This is a genomic window from Halomonas sp. 111 (assembly GCF_052379685.1).
GTDB lineage: Bacteria > Pseudomonadota > Gammaproteobacteria > Pseudomonadales > Halomonadaceae > Vreelandella > Vreelandella citrativorans.
In genome coordinates this window covers 1-20,862 of record NZ_JBQSYV010000012.1, presented here as the reverse complement: position 1 = coordinate 20,862, position 20,862 = coordinate 1, and the positions used below count along the sequence as shown (strand labels likewise).

The window sequence follows — 20,862 nt, the reverse complement described above, 5'->3', positions numbered from 1 at the left end:
GCGCTAAAAAGGCCCGGGTCAGGCGATTGATACCGGGCCTTTTTTACGGTTTATCTTTCACTGTTTACCTTTAAGCCGCCCGGTGCTTTTACGCACGATCAAGTGACTGCTTAGCGTTTGATGCCGAATGGGCTGCTCGCCGCGCAAAAGGTGGAGCAGCAACTGCATGGCCTGCTGGCCGATTTCATTGCGCGGCTGGCTAATGGTCGTCAGTTCCGGGTCGCAGTATTCACTCAGGCCGATATTATCGAAGCCGACAACCGACAGCTGGTCGGGCACGCTAATACCCAACTGGCGGGCGGCTTTCAGCACGCCAACCGCCATTTCGTCACTATGACAAAAAATTGCGGTAGGGCGGCGCGTTTTCCCCTCCAGCAGTGCTAGCCCCTGCTGATACCCGGAGCGAAAGCCAAAGTTACCCTCTGCAATACGCGCTTCATTGCTCAATTGATGGGCCGCGAGCGTATCGCGGTAGCCGCGGTTTCTCTCCTCGCAAATAGGGTTGTTCGCCGGGCCGGAAAGCGTGGCAATACGTCGGTGGCCGAGCGACACCAGGTAATCAATCGCCTGACAGCTGGCTTGATGGTTGTCGATAGCAATTAACGGCAGGTCGATATCGCTAAAAAATTCACACGCCATGACCAACGGAAAGTCCGCTTGATTATCCGCTTGCTTGACCAGCGCTTTGGGAATCTCGGAGGTCAACAGCACAATACCATCGGCCTGGTTGGTGGAAAGCAGCCGAAAGTAGGCCTCAGCACGCGCAGGGTCGTGTTCGCAGTCGCCAATCAGTATCTGATAACCCGCCTGATGGGCAACATCCTCCATGCCGCTAATAATCTCGGAGAAGAACGGATTCGAAATATCCGGCAAGAGCGCCACGATGGTTTTGGACTCCGCGCGGCGCAAGTTGCGTGCGGCAATGTTGGGCGAATAGCCCACCTGAGCAATTGCCTGATTCACCCGCTTGCGAGTGGCATCGCTGACTTTTTCAGGCGTTGCCAGGGCGCGTGATACGGTCGCTGTCGAACAGCCCGCCGCTTTCGCCACGTCTTTAATCGTCGGCACGCTATGCGGCTGTTTGCTCGTTACCTGGGTGTTAAGCATTGAACGATGGTCCTGAAAAAACGCGCCTGAAAGTGGGCGGTTAAAGACAGTGTTGGCGCACTACTAACTAGAATGTAAATGTTTACATCCAAATTCTAGCAGTGTTAACCACAATATATAAACGCATCCTTACTATTAGCGCGTTAATTATGCGGCTATTTATTCCCTCTTTTTATTTATTCTTTAGTCTAAAATATAAGCGCTTACCGAGAGGTTTAAGATTTAAAGCCCTTTTACAGCAGTGCGTTATCCATTTTATATCCCCCTTTTTGACGCGCTTGACCGATGTGCGTTGCTCTGCTGAAATGTAATCCATTACATTGTGTCTTTCAGCACTGATTGCTGACGCCAAAACAACAAAACAAATGAGGTCGATGATGAAGACCCTTAAAGGGCCCGCGCTCTTTCTAGCCCAGTACATTGGTGACGAGCCGCCTTTCGATAGCCTGGAAAATATTGCTCGCTGGGCATCGGAGCTGGGCTTTAAAGCGCTGCAAATGCCCACGCTGGATAAGCGGTTTTTTGATCTTGAACGAGCGGCAGAAAGCCAGGTGTATTGCCAGGAAGTCCAAGCGCTTCTAGCGCAATATGACTTGGAAATTTGCGAGCTTTCGACGCATTTGCAGGGCCAATTGGTGGCCGTGCATCCGGTTTATGACAGCCTGTTTGATGGCTTCGCCCCGCCTGAACTGCACGGCGACCCGGTCGCGCGCCAAGCCTGGGCTGTCGAACAGCTAAAGCTTGCTGCCCAGGCCAGCGCCAATCTGGGTTTGAAGGCCCATGCCACGTTCTCCGGCTCGCTGCTTTGGCCGTTTCTTTACCCGTGGCCGCAGCGCCCCGCAGGGCTGGTTGAAGATGGTTTTGCCGAGCTTGCCAAACGCTGGCGCCCTATTCTGGATGCCTTCGATGCGGCGGGTGTGGACTTATGTTTTGAGATACATCCCGGTGAAGACCTGCACGATGGCGCGACCTTTGAGCGTTTTCTAGCCGCCGTGGACCATCACCCGCGCTGCTGCATGCTGTATGACCCTTCGCATTTGGTGCTCCAGCAGCTTGATCACCTTGCCTTTCTGGACCGCTATCACCCCTATATCCGCATGTTTCATGTCAAAGATGCCGAGTTTCATCCCACCGCCCAGCAGGGCGTTTACGGCGGCTACACTTCTTGGGTCGAGCGGGCAGGCCGCTTTCGCTCCTTGGGCGACGGGCAGGTGGATTTCAAAGCGGTGTTCTCGAAACTGGCCCAGTACGATTTTGATGGCTGGGCAGTCATCGAGTGGGAGTGCGCGATCAAACATCCTGAGCAGGGCGCGGCGGAAGGCGTCACGTTCGTGAACGAGCACATCATTCAGGTGACCGACCGCGCGTTTGATGATTTTGCCGATGCCGGAACGGATCGCCAGGCCAACCGCACGCTGCTGGGCCTCGGTTAAATTAACGCTCAGGGATTACTTCATGACAATAATCAATAACACGCCGCGCAGACTTCGCCTCGCCATGATAGGCGGCGGCCAGGGGGCTTTTATCGGCGGTGTGCACCGTATGGCGGCGCGCCTGGACGACCGCTTTGAGCTGGTGGCCGGGGCTTTTTCATCTCAGGCCGAGCGCAACCTGGCGACCGCCAACGAGTTAGGTATTGATGAGCAGCGCTGCTATGCCGACTACGCAGCACTGTTGGCAGGCGAAGCCGCTCGCGAAGATGGCGCGCAGGTCGTGGCGATAGTCACACCTAACCACCTGCATTACCCGGCGGCGCTGGCAAGCCTGGAAGCGGGCTTTCACGTGGTGTGTGAAAAACCCATGACGCTCAGTGTTGAGGAAGCCGAGCAGCTGGCGCAGGCGGCTGAGAAAAGCGCTCGCCACTTTGTATTAATGCACAACTATGCGGGTTATCCACTGGTTCAGCATGCCCGTGAACTGATTGCCGAAGGCGCGCTGGGGCAGCTTCGCCATGTACAGGTCGAATATATTCAAGAGTGGTTAAGCGAACCCCCTGAAGCCGATAACCGCCAGGCTGCCTGGCGGTTGGACCCCGCTCAGGCGGGGGCGGCGGGCTGCCTGGGAGATATCGGCGTGCACGCATTTCAGCTGGCCCAGTTTATTAGCGGCCAGCGAGTCAGTGAAGTAAGCGCTGAGCTGGTGACCGCGGTGCCGGGGCGGGCGCTTGATGATAACGTTCAGGCGTTGTTGCGTTTCGATGGCGGCGCGCGAGGCATGCTGTGGGCAAGCCAGACGGCCGCCGGTTATGAAAACGCGTTAACCATCCGCATCATCGGCGAGAAGGCCAGCCTGCAATGGGCCCAGGAGCAGCCCAACGAGCTGTGGCTGAAACCGCTTAATGGGCCAAGCCAGCGCTTAACGCGGCGCGATGACTGGCTAAGCGCGAATATCGCTCAAGGCGTTCGCGTGCCGGGCGGGCATCCGGAAGGCTACATTGAAGCCTTTGCCAACCTGTATCAGGCGCTGGCCGATGGGTACACGTCAGGCGAGTATCCGTCTTGGTTGCCCGGCATTGAAGACGGTGTGGATGGCATGCGCTTTATTGCCGCCGCGATTACCTCACACGAGGCGGAGGGTAGCTGGACGCCGCTGCATCTGAGTAAAGCGTCAGGCGCTTCTGGGGGCGCCCCATGAGTGAGCCTATTTTAAAGCTTGAAGGGATCGGTAAAGCGTTCGGCCCCGTTCAAGTACTGAATGATATTTCCCTTTCCGTTATGCCGGGCGAAGTGCTGGGTATTCTGGGGGAAAATGGCGCCGGAAAATCCACGCTGTTAAAGATCATCAGCGGTATTTACACGCCAACGGTGGGTACGATTCACCTGAATGGCCAGATATTCAGCGCATTGGACCCGATTACGGCGCGTTCTCACGGCGTGGCGATGATCCCCCAGGAATTCAATTTAATCCCCACGCTGCGTGTCTATGAAAATGTCTTTTTGGGCCAGGAAGTACGCCGTAATGGTTTTCTTGATCACTCAGGCATGCGTAAGCGCACCCAGCAACTGCTCAGCTCGCTAGAAGTGGACTTGGACCCTGAACTTCCCATCGAGCGGCTAAGCGTTGCCCAAAAGCAGATGGTAGAAGTGGCCAGGGTGCTGGTTAACGACGCGCGTCTGCTGATTCTGGATGAACCCACCACGGTGCTGACCGACCGCGAAGTTGCAGTGCTGTTTAACGTGGTGCGCGCGCTGGTCGCCAAGGGCGTCACGATTCTGTTTATTTCTCACAAGCTAAAAGAGGTCAAAGATCTCTGTGATCGGCTGCTGATTTTACGCGACGGCCAGCAAGTAGAGCTGTGCGAGACCGCGACGCTTAATGAAGAGGACATGGCGCGCAAAATGGTCGGGCGTGAGCTGTCACAAATTTACCCTGAGAAGATCGCACAACGTGCTGATAACACGCCGCCCGCGCTGCGGGTGCGGGGCTTGAGCCTTAAAGGCAAGCTCAAGGACATCAACCTTGAAGTACGCCGTGGCGAAGTGTTGGGGCTGGCCGGGCTGGTAGGTGCGGGGCGCACCGAAATTGCTGAAACCATCATGGGGCTGCACCGCAAAGAGCAGGGCGAGATATTTATCGATGGCGAGCTTGTTGATCTTCGGTCACCCAACGAAGCCCACGCCCACGGCTTGGCGTATCTGTCGGAAGACCGCCAGGGCAAGGGGCTGATTCTCTCGTTTAACGTCATGCAGAACATTACCGCCCTTAGCCTGAAGCGCTATGTGCGCGGGTTTATCAAACATCGCGCTGAACGGCGTCAAGCTGAACATTACCAGCAGCGCTTGGCCATCAAGGCATCCAACCTCGCGGCGCCGGTGAGCCTGTTGAGCGGTGGTAACCAACAGAAGGTTTACTTCTCGAAGCTACTCGATATCGAGCCCGAGATCCTGATGCTCGATGAGCCCACCCGCGGCATCGACATCAGCGCTAAACAGCAGATTTACCGGTTGATTCGCGACTTTACCGAACAAAATAAAGCTGTTGTCGTGATCTCCTCTGAGCTTGAAGAGGTCATTGGTATTGCGGATCGGGTGTTAGTGATTCGCGAGGGACAAATAGCCGTTGAGCTTAACGGTGACGAGATCAATGAAGAACAAATAATGCTGTATGCCGCTGGCGCACGGCAGCACGCCAACCGTGAACAAGTGGGGAATCAAGATGGCTCAACCGCCTAATACCAAGACAATGGGGAGCGTTGCACGCCAAGGCCTGCGCAGGCTGCCCCTTAACGCGACGATTCTGGCCCCGCTGGTGGCGCTGATTTTGCTGTTCGTGGTGTCGTCCATCGCCAGCGAATATTTTCTTAATACGCGCAATATTTCCAACGTAATGCGCCAGGTCTCCTATACCGGCATTATCGCTATCGGCATGACCTTTGTGATTATCGCCGGCGGGATCGATCTGTCGGTGGGGTCGATGGTGGCGCTGGTGGGCGTGGTTATCCTGTATATCGTCAATAGCATTAGTGACCCCATTCAGGCGGTGCTTCTCGGCCTGTTGGCCGCTATCGCTGCGGGCGGGTTGTTAGGGCTATTCAACGGCCTGTTAGTCACCCGAGGGCGCATAGCGGCCTTTGTGGTAACGCTTGCCAGTATGTCGATTTTTCGTTCGCTGGCGCTCTACTTCACCGATGCAGCAGTGGTTTCTACCCCCAACCCGCACTTCTCAAGCGTGGGCGGCGGCTTTTTGCTGGGCATTCCGGTTCCGGTGATCGTATTCTTTGGCTTAGCGATCATCGCGCATGTGCTGCTGTTTCATACCCCTTACGGGCGGCATGTGTGCGCGGTGGGCGCTAATCCTCAGGTAGCACGCTATTCGGGCATTCGGGTTGAGCGCATTGTGCTCTCCACCTTTGTGATTGCGGGCATCTGTGTGGGTCTTTCGGCCATCATGCTGACTTCACGGCTCAACTCGGTAAGCCCGAGTGATGCAGGCTACTTTTATGAACTGGATGCTATCGCCGCCGTCGTCATCGGAGGCACGGCGCTTTCCGGTGGGCGCGGCTCGATATGGGGTACGGTCATCGGTGCGCTGATTCTAGGTATTATCAACAACATGCTTAACCTGACCGGCGTTTCCCCTTATTTACAGGGGCTGGTCAAGGGCGGCGTCATTTTGCTGGCGGTACTGCTGCAGTACAAGCGTACCTGACTTGTAAAAACGGTCTTTCCGGTCGCTATGCCCAAACAGGGCCGACGATCACACTGGGCGGGGTTGGCTCGCCCATCTACGATGTACGTTAGAAAGGGAGCAATAACAATGACACTATCACGCCTTTTCAAGACTGCCGCGCTGGCAACGGCCATAGCGAGTACGTCCAGCCTGGCGCTGGCCGACGACTACCATATTGGCGTCACCGTGCCGTCCGCTGACCATGGCTGGACCGCAGGCCTTTTATGGTGGGCACAGCAAGCCGCCGACGACCTAAGTGAGGAGTATCCGGATGTCAGTTTTACGGTACTCTCCGCTAACTCCGGCACGGCCCAGGTCTCTAACGTGGAAGATTTGATGATCCGCAACCTGGATGCGCTGGTCATTCTTCCCCACGACCCGGCAACGCTTCAGGCAGTTATTTCCGAAGCCTACGATGAAGGCATCTATACCGTTGTGGTGGACCGCGAGCTTGAAACGCCTGCGCAAAACGTCTTTATTGCGGGCGATAACCCAGGCTTAGGCGAGCACGCCGCGCGTTATATCGCTGAAGAGTTGGGCGGCGAGGGCAATATTCTGGTGCTGGAAGGCCCGCCCATCCCTATCAACAGCCAGCGTGTCGATGCCTTTAACCGGGTGATGGAAAACTATCCCGATATCAATATCCTGGCCTCTCAAACGACCAACTGGAACCCACAGCAGGCGCTTAGCGTAACGGAAGACCTGCTGGGCAGTAACCCGGAAGTGGACGCCATTTGGGCGGGTGATGATGACGTATTGATCTCGGCGCTTCAGGCGGTGGATGAAAACAACCGCGACGATATCCAACTGATTGTGGGCGGTGGCGGTTCTCAGCGCGTGATTGAAATGATCCGTAACGAGCATCCGATGGTTAAAGGCACCGTTACCTATCCGCCGAACATGATTGCCTCTGCCATGGCGGTAGCGGTACACGGCGTGAAAGGCGAGCATCTGGGCGATATGTACCACGGCGTGCCTTCACGGCTTATTCTTAACGCTGACCTGATCACCCTCGACAATGTAGAAGAGTACTACGAGCCAGAAGCCGCTTACTAAGCTACCTGGCCGCTAAACGCCCCGGGCCCTGGCTATCAAGAAGCCAGGGCCCGGGGCGTTTTTTTGCAAGCCATTCTCTACGATCGCTGCTTACCCCGTTTGTCGGCTGCTACGTAGCGGGCAAGGCATAGCTTGCGGTGACGTGCACAACTGGGCGGCGTTCATCGGCTGCGGAGAATATCTGCACTTCACCCACCGCTAAACGGCGGCCCAGCTTGATCAGTTTGGCGTGGGCGATAATGTCGTGTTCGCCTGAAGCGGCGCGCAGGAAATGGCAGTTTAAGTCGCTGGTCACCGCCATGGGTTCGGGGCCGATTTGGGCCAGAATCGCCACATACAACGCTACATCGGCAAAGCCCATCATCGTGGGGCCGCTTACTCGGGGGCCGGGGCGCAGGTGTTCATAGCCTACCGTTAAGCGCATCGTGGCACACATCTCGCCTACGCTTTCAACTCTGCCCATTCGCTGGGGAAACACCTCATCCAGAAAGTGCTCGATCTGTTCGACAGTCATGATGGCCATTGTTGTTATCCTGTTTGGTTATTTCTCCACAATCTTGCTGCTACAAGTCAGCCTTTCAAAGAGAAAGTAATAGTTAAGTGGCTAACATTGGATACAGCTGGGTCAGGTATACGTATAGCAACTCTAGTATTCAAGAAAACCAATTCTCGCTAGAAATCTTAGACGAATGGCTAGCAAGCCGAAGCTTGCCATATACATCCAAGTTGGCTAGTTTATTTCCAGCGAAATTCATCAGATGAATTAACCTTGAATAATAATATAACAAGGAGTTGCTCGTGCAATCACAGCTTGCTGAACTATCGTCTAAAGAGAATTCAGAATTAAAAAAAGAACCATTCCTCCACAAAGGCATGCGCCTGCCATTCTTGTTAATAGTTGCCTGTTTTGCGGCATGGGGATTGGCTGGAAACTTGACCGACCCGCTGGTATCGGTTTTCGGTTCAGTTTTCTCAATGAGCGCGTTTCAGTCTTCGTTGGTTCAATTTTCTTATTACGGGGCGTACTTCGCGTTAGCCATTCCAGCCGCTTGGATTAACTCGCAGCTTGGCTATAAGGGGGGGGTGCTGATCGGTCTGCTTTTGGCCGCCACAGGCGGTTTTCTTTTCTTTCCTGCCTCGATTGTAATGACCTACTCAATGTTTCTTGTCGCTTTGTTCACGCTGGCGGCGGGGCTCTCTATTTTGGAGACATCGGCAAATCCTTATGTCATGGCTATGGGGCCACGGCACAATGCGACGCGCCGGCTTAACTTTGCACAGGCCTTCAATCCTATTGGTTCTAACCTTGGCGTGTTGTTGGCTGCGATCTTTATTTTGCCCCATGTTAATCCCGCCACAGCGGTAGATCGTGCGGCACTTTCGCAACAAGAACTTGAAAGCATTCAGTCAGCCGAGCTGCAAGCTGTGATGGGCCCCTATATAACGTTGGCGTTGCTCTACATTGTTATTGCTATCGCCATCGCTATGGTGCGTGTTCCGGCGCATACGGCTTTGATGTCAGACCGCAAAGCAGACGCTGTGAAGCTGCCTGGTAGCCGCCTGGGGCGGTTGTTGAAAAATCGCCGCTACTCATTTGGTGTTGTCGCCCAGTTCTTTAATGTTGCTGCTCAGACATGTGCCTGGACGTTTACGCTCCACTACATTACTGAAAACCTGGGCGTTAGCAATGCCGTCGCAGGGTACTGGCTTCAGGCATCTCTGTTGGTCTTTTTGTTCTCCCGCTTCCTTATGGTGGGTTTAATGGGGCGCTTTGATCCACGTAAGTTAATGACGCTTATGTGTGTGCTGGGCGTAGGGCTGTCCCTGCTTGCTGTAATAAGTGGTGGCATAGTTGGATCAGTCGCCATCGTTATGCTGAGTGCCTGTATTTCACTTCTATTTCCCACTATCTATGGCATCGCGCTCACTGGGCTTGGTCAGGACACCAAGTATGGTGCTGCGGGGCTGGTTATGGCGATTGTTGGAGGCGCACTTATTCCTCCGTTACAGGGATGGGTAATCGATATGACATCGGCTCGAATCAGTTACCTGGTAGTGATGGGGTGTTTCATGGTGATCGTTGGATACGGCATGTATGTGCTGCGTAATCCTGCGCCGGAGTCAGCCAATGCTGAAGATCTAGCCTAGTGCTTATCGCTGGGGATCAGTCTTCCAGATTAACGGCAACCTGAGCCAGATGAGTGTGCATGGCAGCATGCGCCGAAATGGGGTCGCCAGCGGCAATCGCATTCAGTACTGCCAGATGTTCATGGTGTGTAGTGTCCAGGCGGCCCCCGCGGTAAATGGACTGCCATATCCTCATTCTTAGCGTTGGGCGAGACAGTGCTTCTAAAAGAGCGATAAGGATGGGGTTTCGGGAGATCCTTGCCACCGTGAGATGAAACTCCAGGTCTACCGCCATGGCCGCTTCGTGATCTTTAGCTCGAATGGCAGGTTCCGCCGTTTTGAGCAGGTGTTTGAGTTGCTCAATATCTTCCGGTGTTCTTCGCGAAGCCGCGGTAGCAGCAGACTCAACTTCAAGTGCTTGGCGCACAGCGTGCAGGTCAAGTGAGGATTTGTCGCCCTGAATGCTGGCCCAAAAAACCAGCGGCTTAAGAAGTAAATGAGGATCAAGCGTTGTAACGGTAGTGCCGGAGCCTTGCCTTGTTTCCAGGATGCCCATGGCAACCAGTGCGCGTACACCTTCTCGAAGAGAGCTGCGAGATACATGGAAACGCTCGGCAAGTAGGGGTTCTACAGGGAGCCTGTCACCAGGCTTGATCTCTCTCGAAGTGATCATGTCCTGGATGCCTTGAACAACCACTTCGTTTTGTGATGGGCGGCGTACGGCGTTGTCTGCGAGGTTGTCTTCACTCATGCGCTTTCCTGGGTTATTGCGGTGAATTAAGAAAGTTTGAAGCTAGCGTAAGAATTAAGCCAGAGTTAAATACATCATATGAATTCGGGGTTAAAAGATGACTGCTATTACTGCCATTGACCTTATCGATCTGCGATTTCCTACGTCAGACAGTAGCGATGGATCTGATGCTGTTAATAAGGATGCAGATTACTCCGCCGCTTATCTCCGGCTTATAACGGATGATGATGCGCTCTATGGATGCGGGTTTACTTTTACCATAGGGCGTGGAAATGATATCTGCCTTCAAGCGGTTAACGCATTAGCCTCTCGCTTTGTCGGACGTGATGTGGCTGAGTTATGCGATAAGCCTGGGCAAGCCTACCGTGAACTTGCAGAGGACTCTCAGCTTCGTTGGCTCGGGCCAGATAAAGGGGTCGTTCACTTGGCTCGTGCCGCTGTGATGAATGCGGTATGGGATCTTGCAGCACGCCGAGCAGGGCTGCCGCTCTGGCAATATATCTGTGAAATGGAACCGGCTGATCTCGTCAATCAACTCGACTTGAGCTACCTCTCTGATGTGCTGACGGCCGATGAAGCCGTCGCTATGCTGGAAGAGCAGCGCCAATATCGTGAAGAACGAATTTCTGATCTCAAGGGTCATGGGTTTCAGTGCTATACAACATCCGCCGGGTGGCTGGGGTATTCGGATGAAAAGCTTGAAAGGCTCTGCCGCGAAGCGATTGAGGAGGGCTATCAGCATATTAAGCTTAAGGTCGGTGCAAACCCTGAAGACGATGAGCGTCGGCTTGGTATCGCTCGTTCGGTAATTGGTTCGGACAGATCGCTAATGATCGATGCCAACCAGATTTGGGATGTGCCAGAAGCTATCCAGAGAGTGCGAGAGCTAGCCCATCACAATCTGCTATGGATTGAAGAGCCCACTAGCCCTGATGATGTTTTAGGCCACCGCGCTATTGCCGATGGTGTTCGCGACGAGGGCATTGGCATCGCGACCGGTGAGCATGGTATGAACCGTGTACTGTTCAAACAGTTACTGCAAGCCAACGCTGTAGATTTTGTTCAGATCGATTCCTGTCGACTCGCCAGTATCAACGAAATTATTCCTGTCTTACTCATGGCTAAAAAATTCGCGAAACCCGTGTGCCCTCATGCTGGTGGTGTCGGGCTTTGTGAGCTTGTTAGCCACTTGGTGATGATTGATTACGTCGCGGTCTCAGGCCCGATGGAGGGACGTGTTGCCGAATACGTGGATCACCTTCACGAACATTTCGTTGACCCTTGCAGAGTTAAAGACGGGGCTTACTTGCTGCCAGCAGCTCCTGGCTACTCTGCGGAAATAAAAGCGGAGTCGCTGGCGAGTTGGGCTTGGCCGAATGGTGCTGAGTGGAAGAAGCGCCGAGACGGAGCCGCCGTATGATTAAAGGACGCGTTCTGCATCCGGCGTTGCTTTCTGGTCTAGCCGAGGCAGGCCATGGAGCGCAGATTCTCATTGCTGATGCGCTTTATCCGCATTCAACGGGGGCGCCGTCTACTGCCCCAAGAGTCCACTTGAACCTCTGTGCAGGAATGATTCCGGCTGCCGACGTTTTAAAGGCGGTGGCAGAGACGATTTATGTGGAGTCTGCGATTTATATGCAAACGGCCGAAGGCGGTGCCTCTGAAGCTGTTAAGGAATTTCAGCAGTTGCTGGCTTCGCATGTTCATCGTGGCGGAGAAGACATCATATGGTCGAGTTTGGCGCGGATGGAATTTTATGCGGCTTGTCGTGAGCCCGACGTATGTCTTCTCGTTGCTACCGGTGAAACACGCCCATATTCGAATCTCTTGCTGACGGTCGGCGTGCCATGATTATCGATACACACCTTCACATCTGGGATACGTCAACTGTCCATGTTTCGTGGCTTGCTCAAGCAGGATTGCCATCCAAATCAGCCATTCCCGAGCGGGTTGAAAAACGCCAATACATTCTCGTTGAAGCCGATGCCGATGACCCAGTCAAGGAAGCTGATTGGCTCGCTGATATAGCAGAGAAGGACTCGCGGGTTTACGGCATCGTGGCCGGTGTGGCGCTCGAGGCACATGACGCTGCTGAAAGACTGGAAAGAGTTACAACGCTACCCAAGTTGGTTGGTGTGCGTAGGCTTCTACAGGATCGTAACCTCTTCAACTCGCCTTATCTCTTACAGGGAATGAAAAGACTTGCAGACAACGGCATTCCGTTTGATGCCTGCGTTAGAGCCGGGGAATTACCTGCACTCACCCAACTGCTTTCGCAAGTGCCTGAGCTTACTGTGGTGCTGGACCATATGGGAAAGCCTGAGGTTGGTAATAAACAGGCCATGTTCAATTGGCACCGAGACTTGGCATGTCTTGCGGAGCTACCCAACGTACATTGCAAGCTCTCCGGATTACCTGCGGAATGCCAAGGGTCTATAGCGCTGGAAGATGTTACGGCTGGCGTGGTGGGGGCCGCCGTTGAGCTTTTCGGCCCTCAGCGTTGCCTACTCGGCAGTGACTATCCCGTTAGCCTGGATACCTACGATTGGTGCTTGCGAGTATTAGAACTCTTGCCTGCTGAACACCGTGCGGCAATTGCCCACGAGAACGCCCTTCGTATCTACTCAAGGAGACCAAGTCAATGACCACATCTTCTCGTTTACCTAATAAGCTCAACACCGCTTTTAGTGAGTTGGGGTTCGGTACGGCGCAATTTGGAAACATGGGAAAAAAGGTGGCAGAGCAGGCGTGCATCGATGCCGTGGAGGCCGCATGGGAGGGCGGACTAAGGTTCTTCGACACCGCCCCACATTATGGTTTAGGGCTTTCCGAAGAGCGGATTGGTAGAGCGCTTAGTGGGCAGTCGCGCAAAGATTACGTTATTTCCACCAAGGTGGGAAGACTGCTAAGAGAGAACCCAATGCCGCAGGGTTCTGATCATCAAAATGGTTTTCTTGTCCCCGATAATCTAACGCGCCTTCGTGACTACACAGCCGATGGGGTACAGCGCAGCCTTGAAGAGTCGTTGGGGCGGCTGAAACTCGACGCTGTCGACATTCTCTGGATTCATGACCCTGAAGAGCCGACTGACCGCTTCGACGAAGCGATCAGCGGTGCGGTACCCATGCTGAACCGACTTCGCAGCGAAGGGGTTATTTCAGCGTGGGGTATTGGTTCTAAAGACGCCACTATGCTGCGCCGTTTCGTGGATCATTCCGATCCCGATTTAGTCATGCTTGCCGGTAGGTATACCTTGCTTGAGCAGGAGCAAGTGGGGTTGATGTCAGCCTGTCAGGCGAAAGGAGTGGGCGTTATTGCCGTTGGGATTTTCAACTCTGGATTACTTGCGCGCGAAGAGCCGTCCGAGGACGCGTGGTACGAGTACGGCCCCGCACCAAAGTGGGCGCTGGATCGGACGCGGCAGATTGCTGCGGTGGCGCGCGATCATGGAGTGAGCCTTCCAGAGGCCGCGCTGCACTTTCCCAAGCGGCATCCTGCTGTTGTGAATGTTATGGCCGGTATGCGTTCGGTTGCGCAAGTTGAGAAGAATCTTGCGCTAGCGTCATCCGAAATACCCGAAGCATTCTGGAATGATCTGCGGGCCCAGGGTCTGCTAAAGGAGGAAGTATGAAGCTGTTACGCCGTGGTGAACTTGGATATGAAACGCCGCTTGTTGAGATTGATGGAGTGTTGTACGACGCTTCGCCGGTAGGTGATTTTGGCCCCGAATTCTGGGCCTCTGGTGGGGTGCGGAAACTTAGTGAATTGGTTGAAAAAGGTCGTCTTACCGCTGTTAATATCGACGATAATATTCGCTATGGCTCCCCCGTGGCTACCACTTCAGCGGTGATCTGTATCGGTCAGAATTACGCCGCCCATGCGGCTGAGTCCGGTGCGGAGCCGCCGAAGAGCCCTATCGTTTTTCTCAAAACGCCCAATACCATTGCGGGCCCAAATGACACCGTTACCATTGCTCGTGGCTCCCTGAAGACTGACTGGGAGGTTGAGCTGGGTATCATTATCGGTAGCACGGCCGCCTACTGTGATTCTTTGGAAGATGCGGCGCAGCATATCGGCGGCTATGTATTAGCTAACGACCTCTCCGAGCGAGCGTTCCAGCTAGAAATTTCAGGAGGTCAGTGGAGTAAGGGTAAATGCAGCCCCGGCTATATGCCATTAGGACCTTGGATCGTAACGGCAGATGAATTTAATCCAGCGGATGTGAGATTGCGCTCTTGGGTTAATGGAGAGTCTCGGCAAGATTCCCGTACAGCCGACATGATATTTAGCTGTGCCGAGATCGTGCGCGATCTTTCCCAGTACATGCAACTTGAGCCAGGCGATGTGATCTCGACAGGAACGCCTCAGGGAGTCGCTGTATCTGGACGCTTTGCGTATCTGAAATCAGGCGATGTCGTTGACGTCGAGATTGAAGGATTGGGTCGTCAACGCCAAACCTATCGAGCTTGGGAGGAGTGAGTTATGTCTGCACGCTTTGAAGGTTTGGTGGCCCTTGTGACCGGTGGCGCCTCAGGGATTGGCGCAGCGATCGCCGATCTTTTGGCTAAAGAAGGAGCCAGTGTTGCCGTTCTTGATATTGTCGATTCAGGAAATCAGCACTATTGGCAAGAGTGTAACGTTGCAGATAGTACCTCAGTGAACCGTGCCGTTCAGGCGACTGTTGATAAGTTTGGGCGCTTGGATATTGTAGTCAATAACGCTGGCATTGGGGCCCAAGGGAGTGTCGCTGATAACTCAGACAAAGAGTGGACTCAATCATGGGAGATCAATGTTGCTGGGATGGCGCGTGTGTCCCGAGCGGCACTGCCTCATCTAAGAAAGTCAGCGTCTGCATCGATTACGAATATGGCCTCTATCGCCTCTAATGTGGGTTTGCCGCAAAGAGCGTTATATTCCGCCACCAAAGGGGCTGTACTCGCATTGACCCGAGCGATGGCTGCTGATCATGTGCGTGAGGGCATTCGGGTGAATTGTGTGGCCCCAGGAACTGCTGATACTCCATGGGTTGGGCGGCTCCTGCAACAGGCTGATGATCCAGCGGCGGAACGTACAGCGCTAGAGGCACGCCAGCCTCATGGCCGACTTGTTAGCGCAGAGGAAGTAGCCCAAGCGGTAGCCTATTTGGCAGACCCTGCCAATCGCTCCTCAGTGGGCGTGTGTCTTCCCGTCGATGGTGGGATGGAGTCACTGAGGTTGAGGCCACAGTAAACGATAACGGGCCCTGCCTTTTTCGCAAAGGCTACCGTAGTCGATTTCTACTAAAAGCCCCTCAAGGTGCAGTCATTTCGCACCTTAAGGGGCTGTTTAATAAGCGCTATCAAGATAGGCGTTTACTTCGCTTTATGCACCTGGCGCCATTCGTGAAGCAGCGGCTCGGTGTAGCCCGACGGCTGTACGCGGCCTTTGAAGATCAAGTCCGATGCTGCCTTGAACGCGGTGGAGTCCTCAAAGTGACTGCTCATCGCGGTGTAAGTGGGATCGCCTGCGTTTTGCTCATCGACCACTTTCGCCATGCGCTTGAGGGTTTCTTCAACGCGCGGCGCATCGACAATGCCGTGATGCAGCCAGTTGGCAATATGCTGGCTGGAGATGCGTAGCGTGGCGCGGTCTTCCATCAGGCCTACATCGTGAATATCCGGCACTTTGGAGCAGCCCACGCCGTGCTCTACCCAGCGCACCACGTAACCCAGAATGCCTTGGCAGTTGTTATCCAACTCTTGCTGAATCTCGTCATCTGACCAGTTGGGGTTTTCCGCCACTGGGACGCTGAGTAAGTCGTCGAGGAAGTCGGGCTCGCCCAGTGCTTCAAGCTCGCGCTGAACGTCGGTGACATTCACCTGATGATAGTGCAACGCATGTAGGGTAGCGGCCGTGGGCGAAGGTACCCAAGCGGTGTTGGCACCGGCTTTAGGATGGCCGATTTTCTGTTCCAGCATGTTGTGCATTAAATCGGGCATGGCCCACATGCCTTTACCGATCTGGGCGCGACCGCGTAGACCGCAAGCAAGACCCACCTGTACGTTGCTCTTCTCGTAGGCGGTAATCCACGCGGCGGATTTCATATCGCCCTTGCGGACCATGGGGCCTGCTTCCATGGCGGTGTGCATCTCATCGCCGGTGCGGTCCAGGAAGCCGGTGTTGATGAACGCCACGCGTGAAGAGGCCTCGGCAATACACGCCTTGAGGTTGACCGTGGTGCGGCGCTCTTCGTCCATGATGCCCATCTTTAGGGTGTCCCGGCTCATGCCAAGGATATCTTCTACGCGGCCAAACAGTTCGTTGGCAAATGCTGCCTCGGCAGGGCCGTGCATCTTCGGCTTGACGATATACACCGAGCCGGTACGCGAGTTGCGTGGCTGGTCGGCATCTTTTTTAAGATCGTGCAGGGCAAGCAGCGAGGTCACCACAGCATCGAGAATACCCTCTGGAAGCTCGTTGCCCTCCTCATCCAGAATCGCTGGCGTGGTCATCAAGTGGCCCACGTTACGCACAAACATCAGCGAACGGCCGGGTAGGGTCACCTTGCCGCCTTCGGTGGTGTTCCAGGTGCGGTCAGCGTGCAGCTTACGGGTGAAGGTTTTACCGCCCTTGTCGATGTTCTCTTCCAGATCGCCCTTCATCAGGCCGAGCCAGTTGCTATAAACGCCTACCTTGTCTTCAGCATCCACGGCGGCCACGGAGTCTTCGCAGTCCATAATGGTGGTGAGCGCGGCTTCAACGACGACGTCTTTTACGCCCGCCGGGTCGGTTTTGCCAATGGCGTGACTGGCATCGATCTGGATTTCCAGGTGCAGGCCATTATTGGTTAGCAGAATCGTCTCAGGAGCGGACGTTTCACCGGTAAAGCCAATCAGCTTGCCGGAATCTTTTAGGCCAGTTTCCCGGCCGCCTTCCAGCGTAACGACCAAATGGCCGTCACGAATTGTGTAGTTAACCGCGTCGCGGTGGGAGCCTGTGGCCAGCGGCGCGGCACGGTCCAGAACGCCTCGCGCATAGGCAATGACTTTAGCGCCGCGCTTGGGGTTAAAGCTTGTGCCTTTTTCCGCGCCGTCTTCCTCGGAAATAGCGTCGGTGCCATAGAGCGCGTCATAAAGACTGCCCCAGCGCGCATTCGCCGCATTCAGGGCGTAGCGGGCGTTACTTACCGGCACCACCAACTGTGGACCTGCCTGTATGGCAACTTCGCGGTCGACATTGGCGGTGGTCGCCTTTACGTTGGAAGGCAGGTCGGCCAGGTAGCCGATCTCTTTCAAAAAGGCCCGGTAGGCTGGCATGTCGCTAACGGGGCCGGGGTTCTCACGATGCCATGCATCAATTTTTTCTTGCAGCGCATTACGCTCTGCTAGCAATTGTTTATTTTTTGGGGTCAGATCATGGAACAGGGCATCGACACCGGCCCAGAAGGCGCTTTCATCAACGCCCGTGCCAGGTAGTGCCTGCTCGTTAATAAAGCGGTCCAGCTCGGTGGCCACCTGCAATCGGTGGCGCGTGATACGCTCGCTCATGGGGTTTCTCCTGTGAAGGTGCCCGTGGGTGGTGAATGGCCACGGCCAGAGTAAAATAAGCGCAAAATACATTTATGGAAAATACTTCCACAACTGTGCAGGCATGTAAACAGCGTAGACGTTAAAGCGGCACAATGCTCGACCAAATGATAAGAAAGCAGGGCGCTCATAGAGAGGTTTGGATGCAGGATTTCCAACAGATGGAAAGTTTGTTTCGGCAAACGGCAGGCGAATCAGTCTTTTCCCGATTAGTGCCGGGTGAAGCGCTGTGGGACGTCGTGAAGGGCTATTTTCTGCATTATGGTCTGGAAGCACTCTTTGAAAGCACCGATGAGGTACATGCAGGCTTTATCGATACCGGCCGCTTTGCCTTGTGGTGCCAGGTATGGAGCCCACCCAATCCATCAGGCACAGCCTTTGTGGTGCACGGTTACTTTGACCATTTAGGCCTTTATCGTCACCTGTTAACGCACCTGTTGGCCAAGGGCTGGCGGGTAGTGCTATGGGACCTGCCGGGTCATGGGCTTTCGAGTGGCCCGCGCGCAGAGATTGAAGATTTTGACGACTATCAGCACTGCCTCACCTACATGCAAAACACCCTGATCACGCTAGGCATAGCTCCCAGGCCGTGGTTGGGTGTTGGGCAGAGTACCGGGGGGGCGATTCTTGCAACCGACGCACTCACCCGGCGCGAAGAGGCCGGTTGGGATGGCCTGGTGCTGCTCGCGCCGTTGGTACGCCCTTGGCGGTGGACTCAGGCGAGTTGGATGCACCTTATCGCTAGCCCGTTCTTGAAGGATATTCCGCGTAAATTTCGGCCCAACTCAACCGACGAAGCGTTTACCGAATTTCTGCGTGATCACGACCCACTGCAGCCCGAGCGCTTAAGTGTGGCGTGGGTAAGTGCCATGCGGCGCTGGATGCCACGCCTGCTCGCGCTTGAGCCTGTCGACGTGCCAACATTGATTTTGCAGGGTGAGCAGGATTTAACGGTTGATTGGCAGTGGAACCTGACCGTTTTAGCACAAAAATTTACCGCCGCCGAGATTCACTACCATCCGGAAGCACGCCACCATTTAGTTAACGAAGCAGAGCCGATTCGCGAGGCCTTGTTTAGCGCTATCAATACGTTTATTGACCAGATGCCTGGCGGGCCGCATGAGCCTGTCGAACCCTAAATAGCCTGTTATTAAGGAGCCCAATCGAATGAGCGCAGTACCCAAGGTATTAGTATTTGCTGGAAGCAGTCGCCAGGATTCACACAACAAACAGTTGGCGCGGCTGGTTGCCAAGCGCATTGAGGCATTGGGCGGAGTGGCCACGTTTGTGGATTTGAAAGAGTACCCGTGCCCTCTGTTTGATGAAGATATTGAAACCCAAGGCGTTCCGGAGAACGTGCTGAAACTGCGCGAACTGCTTGCTGATCACCAAGCGCTGTTTATCGCCTCACCGGAATACAACGGCTTTATCACCCCGCTTTTGAAGAACACGCTGGATTGGCTGTCTCGCCCTTATGAAGATACGCCGGGCCTGGCACTTTACTCGGGCAAGTGGGCTGCGCTGGTGTCGGCCTCGCCTGGTGGGTTAGGCGGCATTCGTGCGATGCCGCTGGCCCAACAGTTGCTCGCCAATCTAGGCTTGATCGTACTGCCGCAGCCGATGTCGCTCTCTAAAGCGCACACCGCTTTTGATGAAGCGGGCACGTTTATCGAAGAAGCCAATAGCAAAAAACTGGATGCGCTCTGCCAGCGGCTGGTGGATATGCTGGCGTGTACGCGTCGTTAAAACTGCATCGCGAAGCGCCTTAAGGGGCACTTTGATGGCGGGGCCTGGCGTGGGGCCGTTGCGTCACGCCAGGCTCCCATCTGTGCTACATTGCCCGTGTATTCCTATACTCGACTGATATTGTTTGAACGGATATTAATGCGATATGGTGCAGGGCTTCTTTTTATTGAAAGCGGCTGTTAACCATAGTAATAGTGCCAATATTAAGGCGTGAACCATCATAATAGCGATTGTTACCCCCACCCAGCCCCCGGCGCTATAAAGCGTCGCGGAACATATTGCCCCTAGCGCTCCTCCTCCGTAGTAAAAGAAAAGGTATACACCGCTGGCAAAGTTGACCGGTACTTTACGCACTTGGCTTAGCATTGCCGTCGTTAAAGCTTGCAATAGATAGGTAGCTATTGAGAAGAGAAGTACACTAAAAATGACCAGGTAATAATTCTTCGTCATTAGAAGCATAGAACCCCAAAGCAATGCCAGTAAAATTATAAAGAGCAGCGTCTCGTTCTTAGATGTATACATCGTTGGTACGGTGATAACTGCAATTATTGCAGGTAAACAGGCTAGATAGATAAGCCCTATTTCTCCAGCCGTTTTACTGTAGGGGGGATAAGATAGTGCGATGCCTAAAGCAGTAAAGACCGAGCTTTGTGTAAATAAAATCCCGAAGCCTATGCTGTAGATCATTATAAGCGTTTTATCAGACAGTGCGTGCCTAAGTTGTGTTAAATAAAATGTTTTTTCGTCATCATTGTTAGTCGTTGCGGTAATGGTGTTAACGTGTTTTTCATGCGCCATGATGAGCAAGGCTAAAAGTAGTAGCCCTGCACAGGATATAAAGCCCCACTGCCAGCCCATAGTGTCGATAGCGAAGGCAGGATAAAATCGGCTCAATGTGCTGCCCATGATTGTTCCAGTAACATAGCAGCCAATCCACTTAGTGCGCCTTTCCTTACATTGCGCCTGACCTATTATCGTCATTCCAGACGTCAGGATGCAGGGCAATATGATACCTTGGAAAAAGCGTATGAGAAAAAGAGTTTCCAGTGTTGTACTTATAGCTATACATGCATTAAAGGTTATTAATATATAGATTCCAAAGATGATTGTTTTTCTGGGAGGCAACTTATAGGTTAGTTTGCTGGCAAAGGGGGCGCATAGCATCATGCCAAAGAGGCTAGCCATGCTTAGCCATCCCGCTTGGGATATTTCTACAGCATATCGAGTTGCCAGCCAAGGATAAATAGCTTGAGTTTGGTATAAGTTAAAGAATGCGCTAGATGATGCTAATGTTATAAAAATGCGCATAATTGGAAGCTCTGTTTAGAAGTTTTATTAAGC

The 20,862-nt window shown here is 54.0% G+C and carries 19 protein-coding genes; 14 read left to right on the top strand and 5 right to left on the bottom strand.

The window, feature by feature from the left end; all coding sequences use genetic code 11:
• Positions 1 to 57: 57 nt before the first annotated feature.
• Entirely contained in the window at positions 58 to 1,107 is a 1,050-nt protein-coding gene (locus ACT3T7_RS10440) for a LacI family DNA-binding transcriptional regulator (protein WP_444630998.1), read from the bottom strand.
• Between the two features lie 377 nt (positions 1,108 to 1,484).
• On the opposite strand from ACT3T7_RS10440, the gene ACT3T7_RS10435 reads away from it, so the two are divergent.
• The 5 genes from ACT3T7_RS10435 to ACT3T7_RS10415 all read left to right on the top strand — a co-directional run bounded on the left by ACT3T7_RS10435 (position 1,485) and on the right by ACT3T7_RS10415 (position 7,332).
• Positions 1,485 to 2,540, top strand: coding sequence for a sugar phosphate isomerase/epimerase family protein (locus ACT3T7_RS10435; RefSeq protein ID WP_444631056.1), 1,056 nt, complete (start codon positions 1,485 to 1,487; stop codon positions 2,538 to 2,540).
• Positions 2,541 to 2,562: 22 nt separating this feature from the next.
• Positions 2,563 to 3,741, top strand: coding sequence for a Gfo/Idh/MocA family protein (locus ACT3T7_RS10430; RefSeq protein WP_444630997.1), 1,179 nt, complete (start codon positions 2,563 to 2,565; stop codon positions 3,739 to 3,741).
• Positions 3,738 to 5,279 (top strand): sugar ABC transporter ATP-binding protein, encoded by a 1,542-nt coding sequence (locus ACT3T7_RS10425; RefSeq protein WP_444630996.1) that lies wholly within the window; start codon positions 3,738 to 3,740, stop codon positions 5,277 to 5,279. The genes ACT3T7_RS10430 and ACT3T7_RS10425 overlap by 4 nt, the downstream gene beginning before the upstream one ends.
• Entirely contained in the window at positions 5,263 to 6,255 is a 993-nt protein-coding gene (locus tag ACT3T7_RS10420; RefSeq protein ID WP_172116875.1) for an ABC transporter permease, read from the top strand. The genes ACT3T7_RS10425 and ACT3T7_RS10420 overlap by 17 nt, the downstream gene beginning before the upstream one ends.
• A gap of 108 nt (positions 6,256 to 6,363) precedes the next feature.
• Positions 6,364 to 7,332 (top strand): substrate-binding domain-containing protein, encoded by a 969-nt coding sequence (locus tag ACT3T7_RS10415; RefSeq protein WP_444630995.1) that lies wholly within the window; start codon positions 6,364 to 6,366, stop codon positions 7,330 to 7,332.
• Positions 7,333 to 7,441: 109 nt separating this feature from the next.
• Here ACT3T7_RS10415 and ACT3T7_RS10410 read toward each other — a convergent pair whose 3' ends face one another.
• Positions 7,442 to 7,855 (bottom strand): PaaI family thioesterase, encoded by a 414-nt coding sequence (locus tag ACT3T7_RS10410; protein ID WP_444630994.1) that lies wholly within the window; start codon positions 7,853 to 7,855, stop codon positions 7,442 to 7,444.
• Positions 7,856 to 8,130: 275 nt separating this feature from the next.
• Between ACT3T7_RS10410 and fucP the strand changes: the two genes are divergently transcribed.
• A complete protein-coding gene (gene fucP, locus ACT3T7_RS10405; protein ID WP_319941232.1) occupies positions 8,131 to 9,480 on the top strand; it encodes an L-fucose:H+ symporter permease in 1,350 nt (449 codons plus the stop codon).
• 16 nt (positions 9,481 to 9,496) lie between these two features.
• On the opposite strand, the gene ACT3T7_RS10400 is transcribed toward fucP, so the two are convergent.
• Positions 9,497 to 10,210, bottom strand: a complete 714-nt coding sequence (locus ACT3T7_RS10400; RefSeq protein ID WP_444630993.1) for a FadR/GntR family transcriptional regulator — start codon at positions 10,208 to 10,210, stop codon at positions 9,497 to 9,499.
• Positions 10,211 to 10,307: 97 nt separating this feature from the next.
• Here ACT3T7_RS10400 and ACT3T7_RS10395 point away from each other — a divergent pair, with 97 nt between their 5' ends.
• The 6 genes from ACT3T7_RS10395 to ACT3T7_RS10370 are packed head-to-tail and all read left to right on the top strand — an operon-like array spanning position 10,308 to position 15,439.
• Positions 10,308 to 11,630, top strand: coding sequence for an enolase C-terminal domain-like protein (locus ACT3T7_RS10395; protein ID WP_444630992.1), 1,323 nt, complete (start codon positions 10,308 to 10,310; stop codon positions 11,628 to 11,630).
• Positions 11,627 to 12,061 carry an RbsD/FucU family protein gene (locus ACT3T7_RS10390; RefSeq protein ID WP_172116880.1) on the top strand — a complete coding sequence of 145 codons (435 nt, stop codon included), beginning with the start codon at positions 11,627 to 11,629 and terminating at the stop codon, positions 12,059 to 12,061. The genes ACT3T7_RS10395 and ACT3T7_RS10390 overlap by 4 nt, the downstream gene beginning before the upstream one ends.
• Positions 12,058 to 12,855: an amidohydrolase family protein gene (locus tag ACT3T7_RS10385; protein ID WP_444630991.1), complete on the top strand. Its 798-nt coding sequence runs from the start codon at positions 12,058 to 12,060 to the stop codon at positions 12,853 to 12,855. The genes ACT3T7_RS10390 and ACT3T7_RS10385 overlap by 4 nt, the downstream gene beginning before the upstream one ends.
• Complete coding sequence (locus ACT3T7_RS10380; protein WP_444630990.1) at positions 12,852 to 13,841, top strand: aldo/keto reductase; 990 nt, start codon at positions 12,852 to 12,854, stop codon at positions 13,839 to 13,841. The genes ACT3T7_RS10385 and ACT3T7_RS10380 overlap by 4 nt, the downstream gene beginning before the upstream one ends.
• Positions 13,838 to 14,689: a fumarylacetoacetate hydrolase family protein gene (locus ACT3T7_RS10375; RefSeq protein ID WP_444630989.1), complete on the top strand. Its 852-nt coding sequence runs from the start codon at positions 13,838 to 13,840 to the stop codon at positions 14,687 to 14,689. The genes ACT3T7_RS10380 and ACT3T7_RS10375 overlap by 4 nt, the downstream gene beginning before the upstream one ends.
• Before the next feature lie 3 nt (positions 14,690 to 14,692).
• Complete coding sequence (locus tag ACT3T7_RS10370; protein WP_444630988.1) at positions 14,693 to 15,439, top strand: SDR family NAD(P)-dependent oxidoreductase; 747 nt, start codon at positions 14,693 to 14,695, stop codon at positions 15,437 to 15,439.
• Between the two features lie 122 nt (positions 15,440 to 15,561).
• Here ACT3T7_RS10370 and ACT3T7_RS10365 read toward each other — a convergent pair whose 3' ends face one another.
• On the bottom strand, positions 15,562 to 17,736 hold the full coding sequence (locus ACT3T7_RS10365) for a malate synthase G (RefSeq protein ID WP_444630987.1): 2,175 nt from the start codon (positions 17,734 to 17,736) through the stop codon (positions 15,562 to 15,564).
• Positions 17,737 to 17,918: 182 nt separating this feature from the next.
• On the opposite strand from ACT3T7_RS10365, the gene ACT3T7_RS10360 reads away from it, so the two are divergent.
• Together ACT3T7_RS10360 and ACT3T7_RS10355 are read left to right on the top strand one after the other, a co-directional pair.
• On the top strand, positions 17,919 to 18,914 hold the full coding sequence (locus tag ACT3T7_RS10360) for an alpha/beta hydrolase (protein WP_444630985.1): 996 nt from the start codon (positions 17,919 to 17,921) through the stop codon (positions 18,912 to 18,914).
• Positions 18,915 to 18,942: 28 nt separating this feature from the next.
• Positions 18,943 to 19,521: an NADPH-dependent FMN reductase gene (locus tag ACT3T7_RS10355; RefSeq protein WP_444630984.1), complete on the top strand. Its 579-nt coding sequence runs from the start codon at positions 18,943 to 18,945 to the stop codon at positions 19,519 to 19,521.
• A 135-nt stretch (positions 19,522 to 19,656) separates the two neighbouring features.
• On the opposite strand, the gene ACT3T7_RS10350 is transcribed toward ACT3T7_RS10355, so the two are convergent.
• Complete coding sequence (locus ACT3T7_RS10350) at positions 19,657 to 20,829, bottom strand: MFS transporter (RefSeq protein ID WP_444630983.1); 1,173 nt, start codon at positions 20,827 to 20,829, stop codon at positions 19,657 to 19,659.
• Positions 20,830 to 20,862: the final 33 nt, after the last annotated feature.

What these genes read in the sequence shown, in the direction of transcription:
- ACT3T7_RS10390 (WP_172116880.1), top strand. Translation starts at nt 11,627, where the DNA reads ATGATTAAAGGACGCGTTCTGCATCCGGCGTTGCTTTCTGGTCTAGCC.
- ACT3T7_RS10410 (WP_444630994.1), bottom strand. Translation starts at nt 7,855, where the DNA reads ATGGCCATCATGACTGTCGAACAGATCGAGCACTTTCTGGATGAGGTG.
- ACT3T7_RS10425 (WP_444630996.1), top strand. Translation starts at nt 3,738, where the DNA reads ATGAGTGAGCCTATTTTAAAGCTTGAAGGGATCGGTAAAGCGTTCGGC.
- ACT3T7_RS10360 (WP_444630985.1), top strand. Translation starts at nt 17,919, where the DNA reads ATGCAGGATTTCCAACAGATGGAAAGTTTGTTTCGGCAAACGGCAGGC.
- ACT3T7_RS10430 (WP_444630997.1), top strand. Translation starts at nt 2,563, where the DNA reads ATGACAATAATCAATAACACGCCGCGCAGACTTCGCCTCGCCATGATA.
- ACT3T7_RS10350 (WP_444630983.1), bottom strand. Translation starts at nt 20,829, where the DNA reads ATGCGCATTTTTATAACATTAGCATCATCTAGCGCATTCTTTAACTTA.
- ACT3T7_RS10435 (WP_444631056.1), top strand. Translation starts at nt 1,485, where the DNA reads ATGAAGACCCTTAAAGGGCCCGCGCTCTTTCTAGCCCAGTACATTGGT.
- ACT3T7_RS10385 (WP_444630991.1), top strand. Translation starts at nt 12,058, where the DNA reads ATGATTATCGATACACACCTTCACATCTGGGATACGTCAACTGTCCAT.
- ACT3T7_RS10395 (WP_444630992.1), top strand. Translation starts at nt 10,308, where the DNA reads ATGACTGCTATTACTGCCATTGACCTTATCGATCTGCGATTTCCTACG.
- ACT3T7_RS10380 (WP_444630990.1), top strand. Translation starts at nt 12,852, where the DNA reads ATGACCACATCTTCTCGTTTACCTAATAAGCTCAACACCGCTTTTAGT.
- ACT3T7_RS10400 (WP_444630993.1), bottom strand. Translation starts at nt 10,210, where the DNA reads ATGAGTGAAGACAACCTCGCAGACAACGCCGTACGCCGCCCATCACAA.
- ACT3T7_RS10365 (WP_444630987.1), bottom strand. Translation starts at nt 17,736, where the DNA reads ATGAGCGAGCGTATCACGCGCCACCGATTGCAGGTGGCCACCGAGCTG.
- ACT3T7_RS10375 (WP_444630989.1), top strand. Translation starts at nt 13,838, where the DNA reads ATGAAGCTGTTACGCCGTGGTGAACTTGGATATGAAACGCCGCTTGTT.
- ACT3T7_RS10420 (WP_172116875.1), top strand. Translation starts at nt 5,263, where the DNA reads ATGGCTCAACCGCCTAATACCAAGACAATGGGGAGCGTTGCACGCCAA.
- ACT3T7_RS10370 (WP_444630988.1), top strand. Translation starts at nt 14,693, where the DNA reads ATGTCTGCACGCTTTGAAGGTTTGGTGGCCCTTGTGACCGGTGGCGCC.
- ACT3T7_RS10415 (WP_444630995.1), top strand. Translation starts at nt 6,364, where the DNA reads ATGACACTATCACGCCTTTTCAAGACTGCCGCGCTGGCAACGGCCATA.
- ACT3T7_RS10440 (WP_444630998.1), bottom strand. Translation starts at nt 1,107, where the DNA reads ATGCTTAACACCCAGGTAACGAGCAAACAGCCGCATAGCGTGCCGACG.
- ACT3T7_RS10355 (WP_444630984.1), top strand. Translation starts at nt 18,943, where the DNA reads ATGAGCGCAGTACCCAAGGTATTAGTATTTGCTGGAAGCAGTCGCCAG.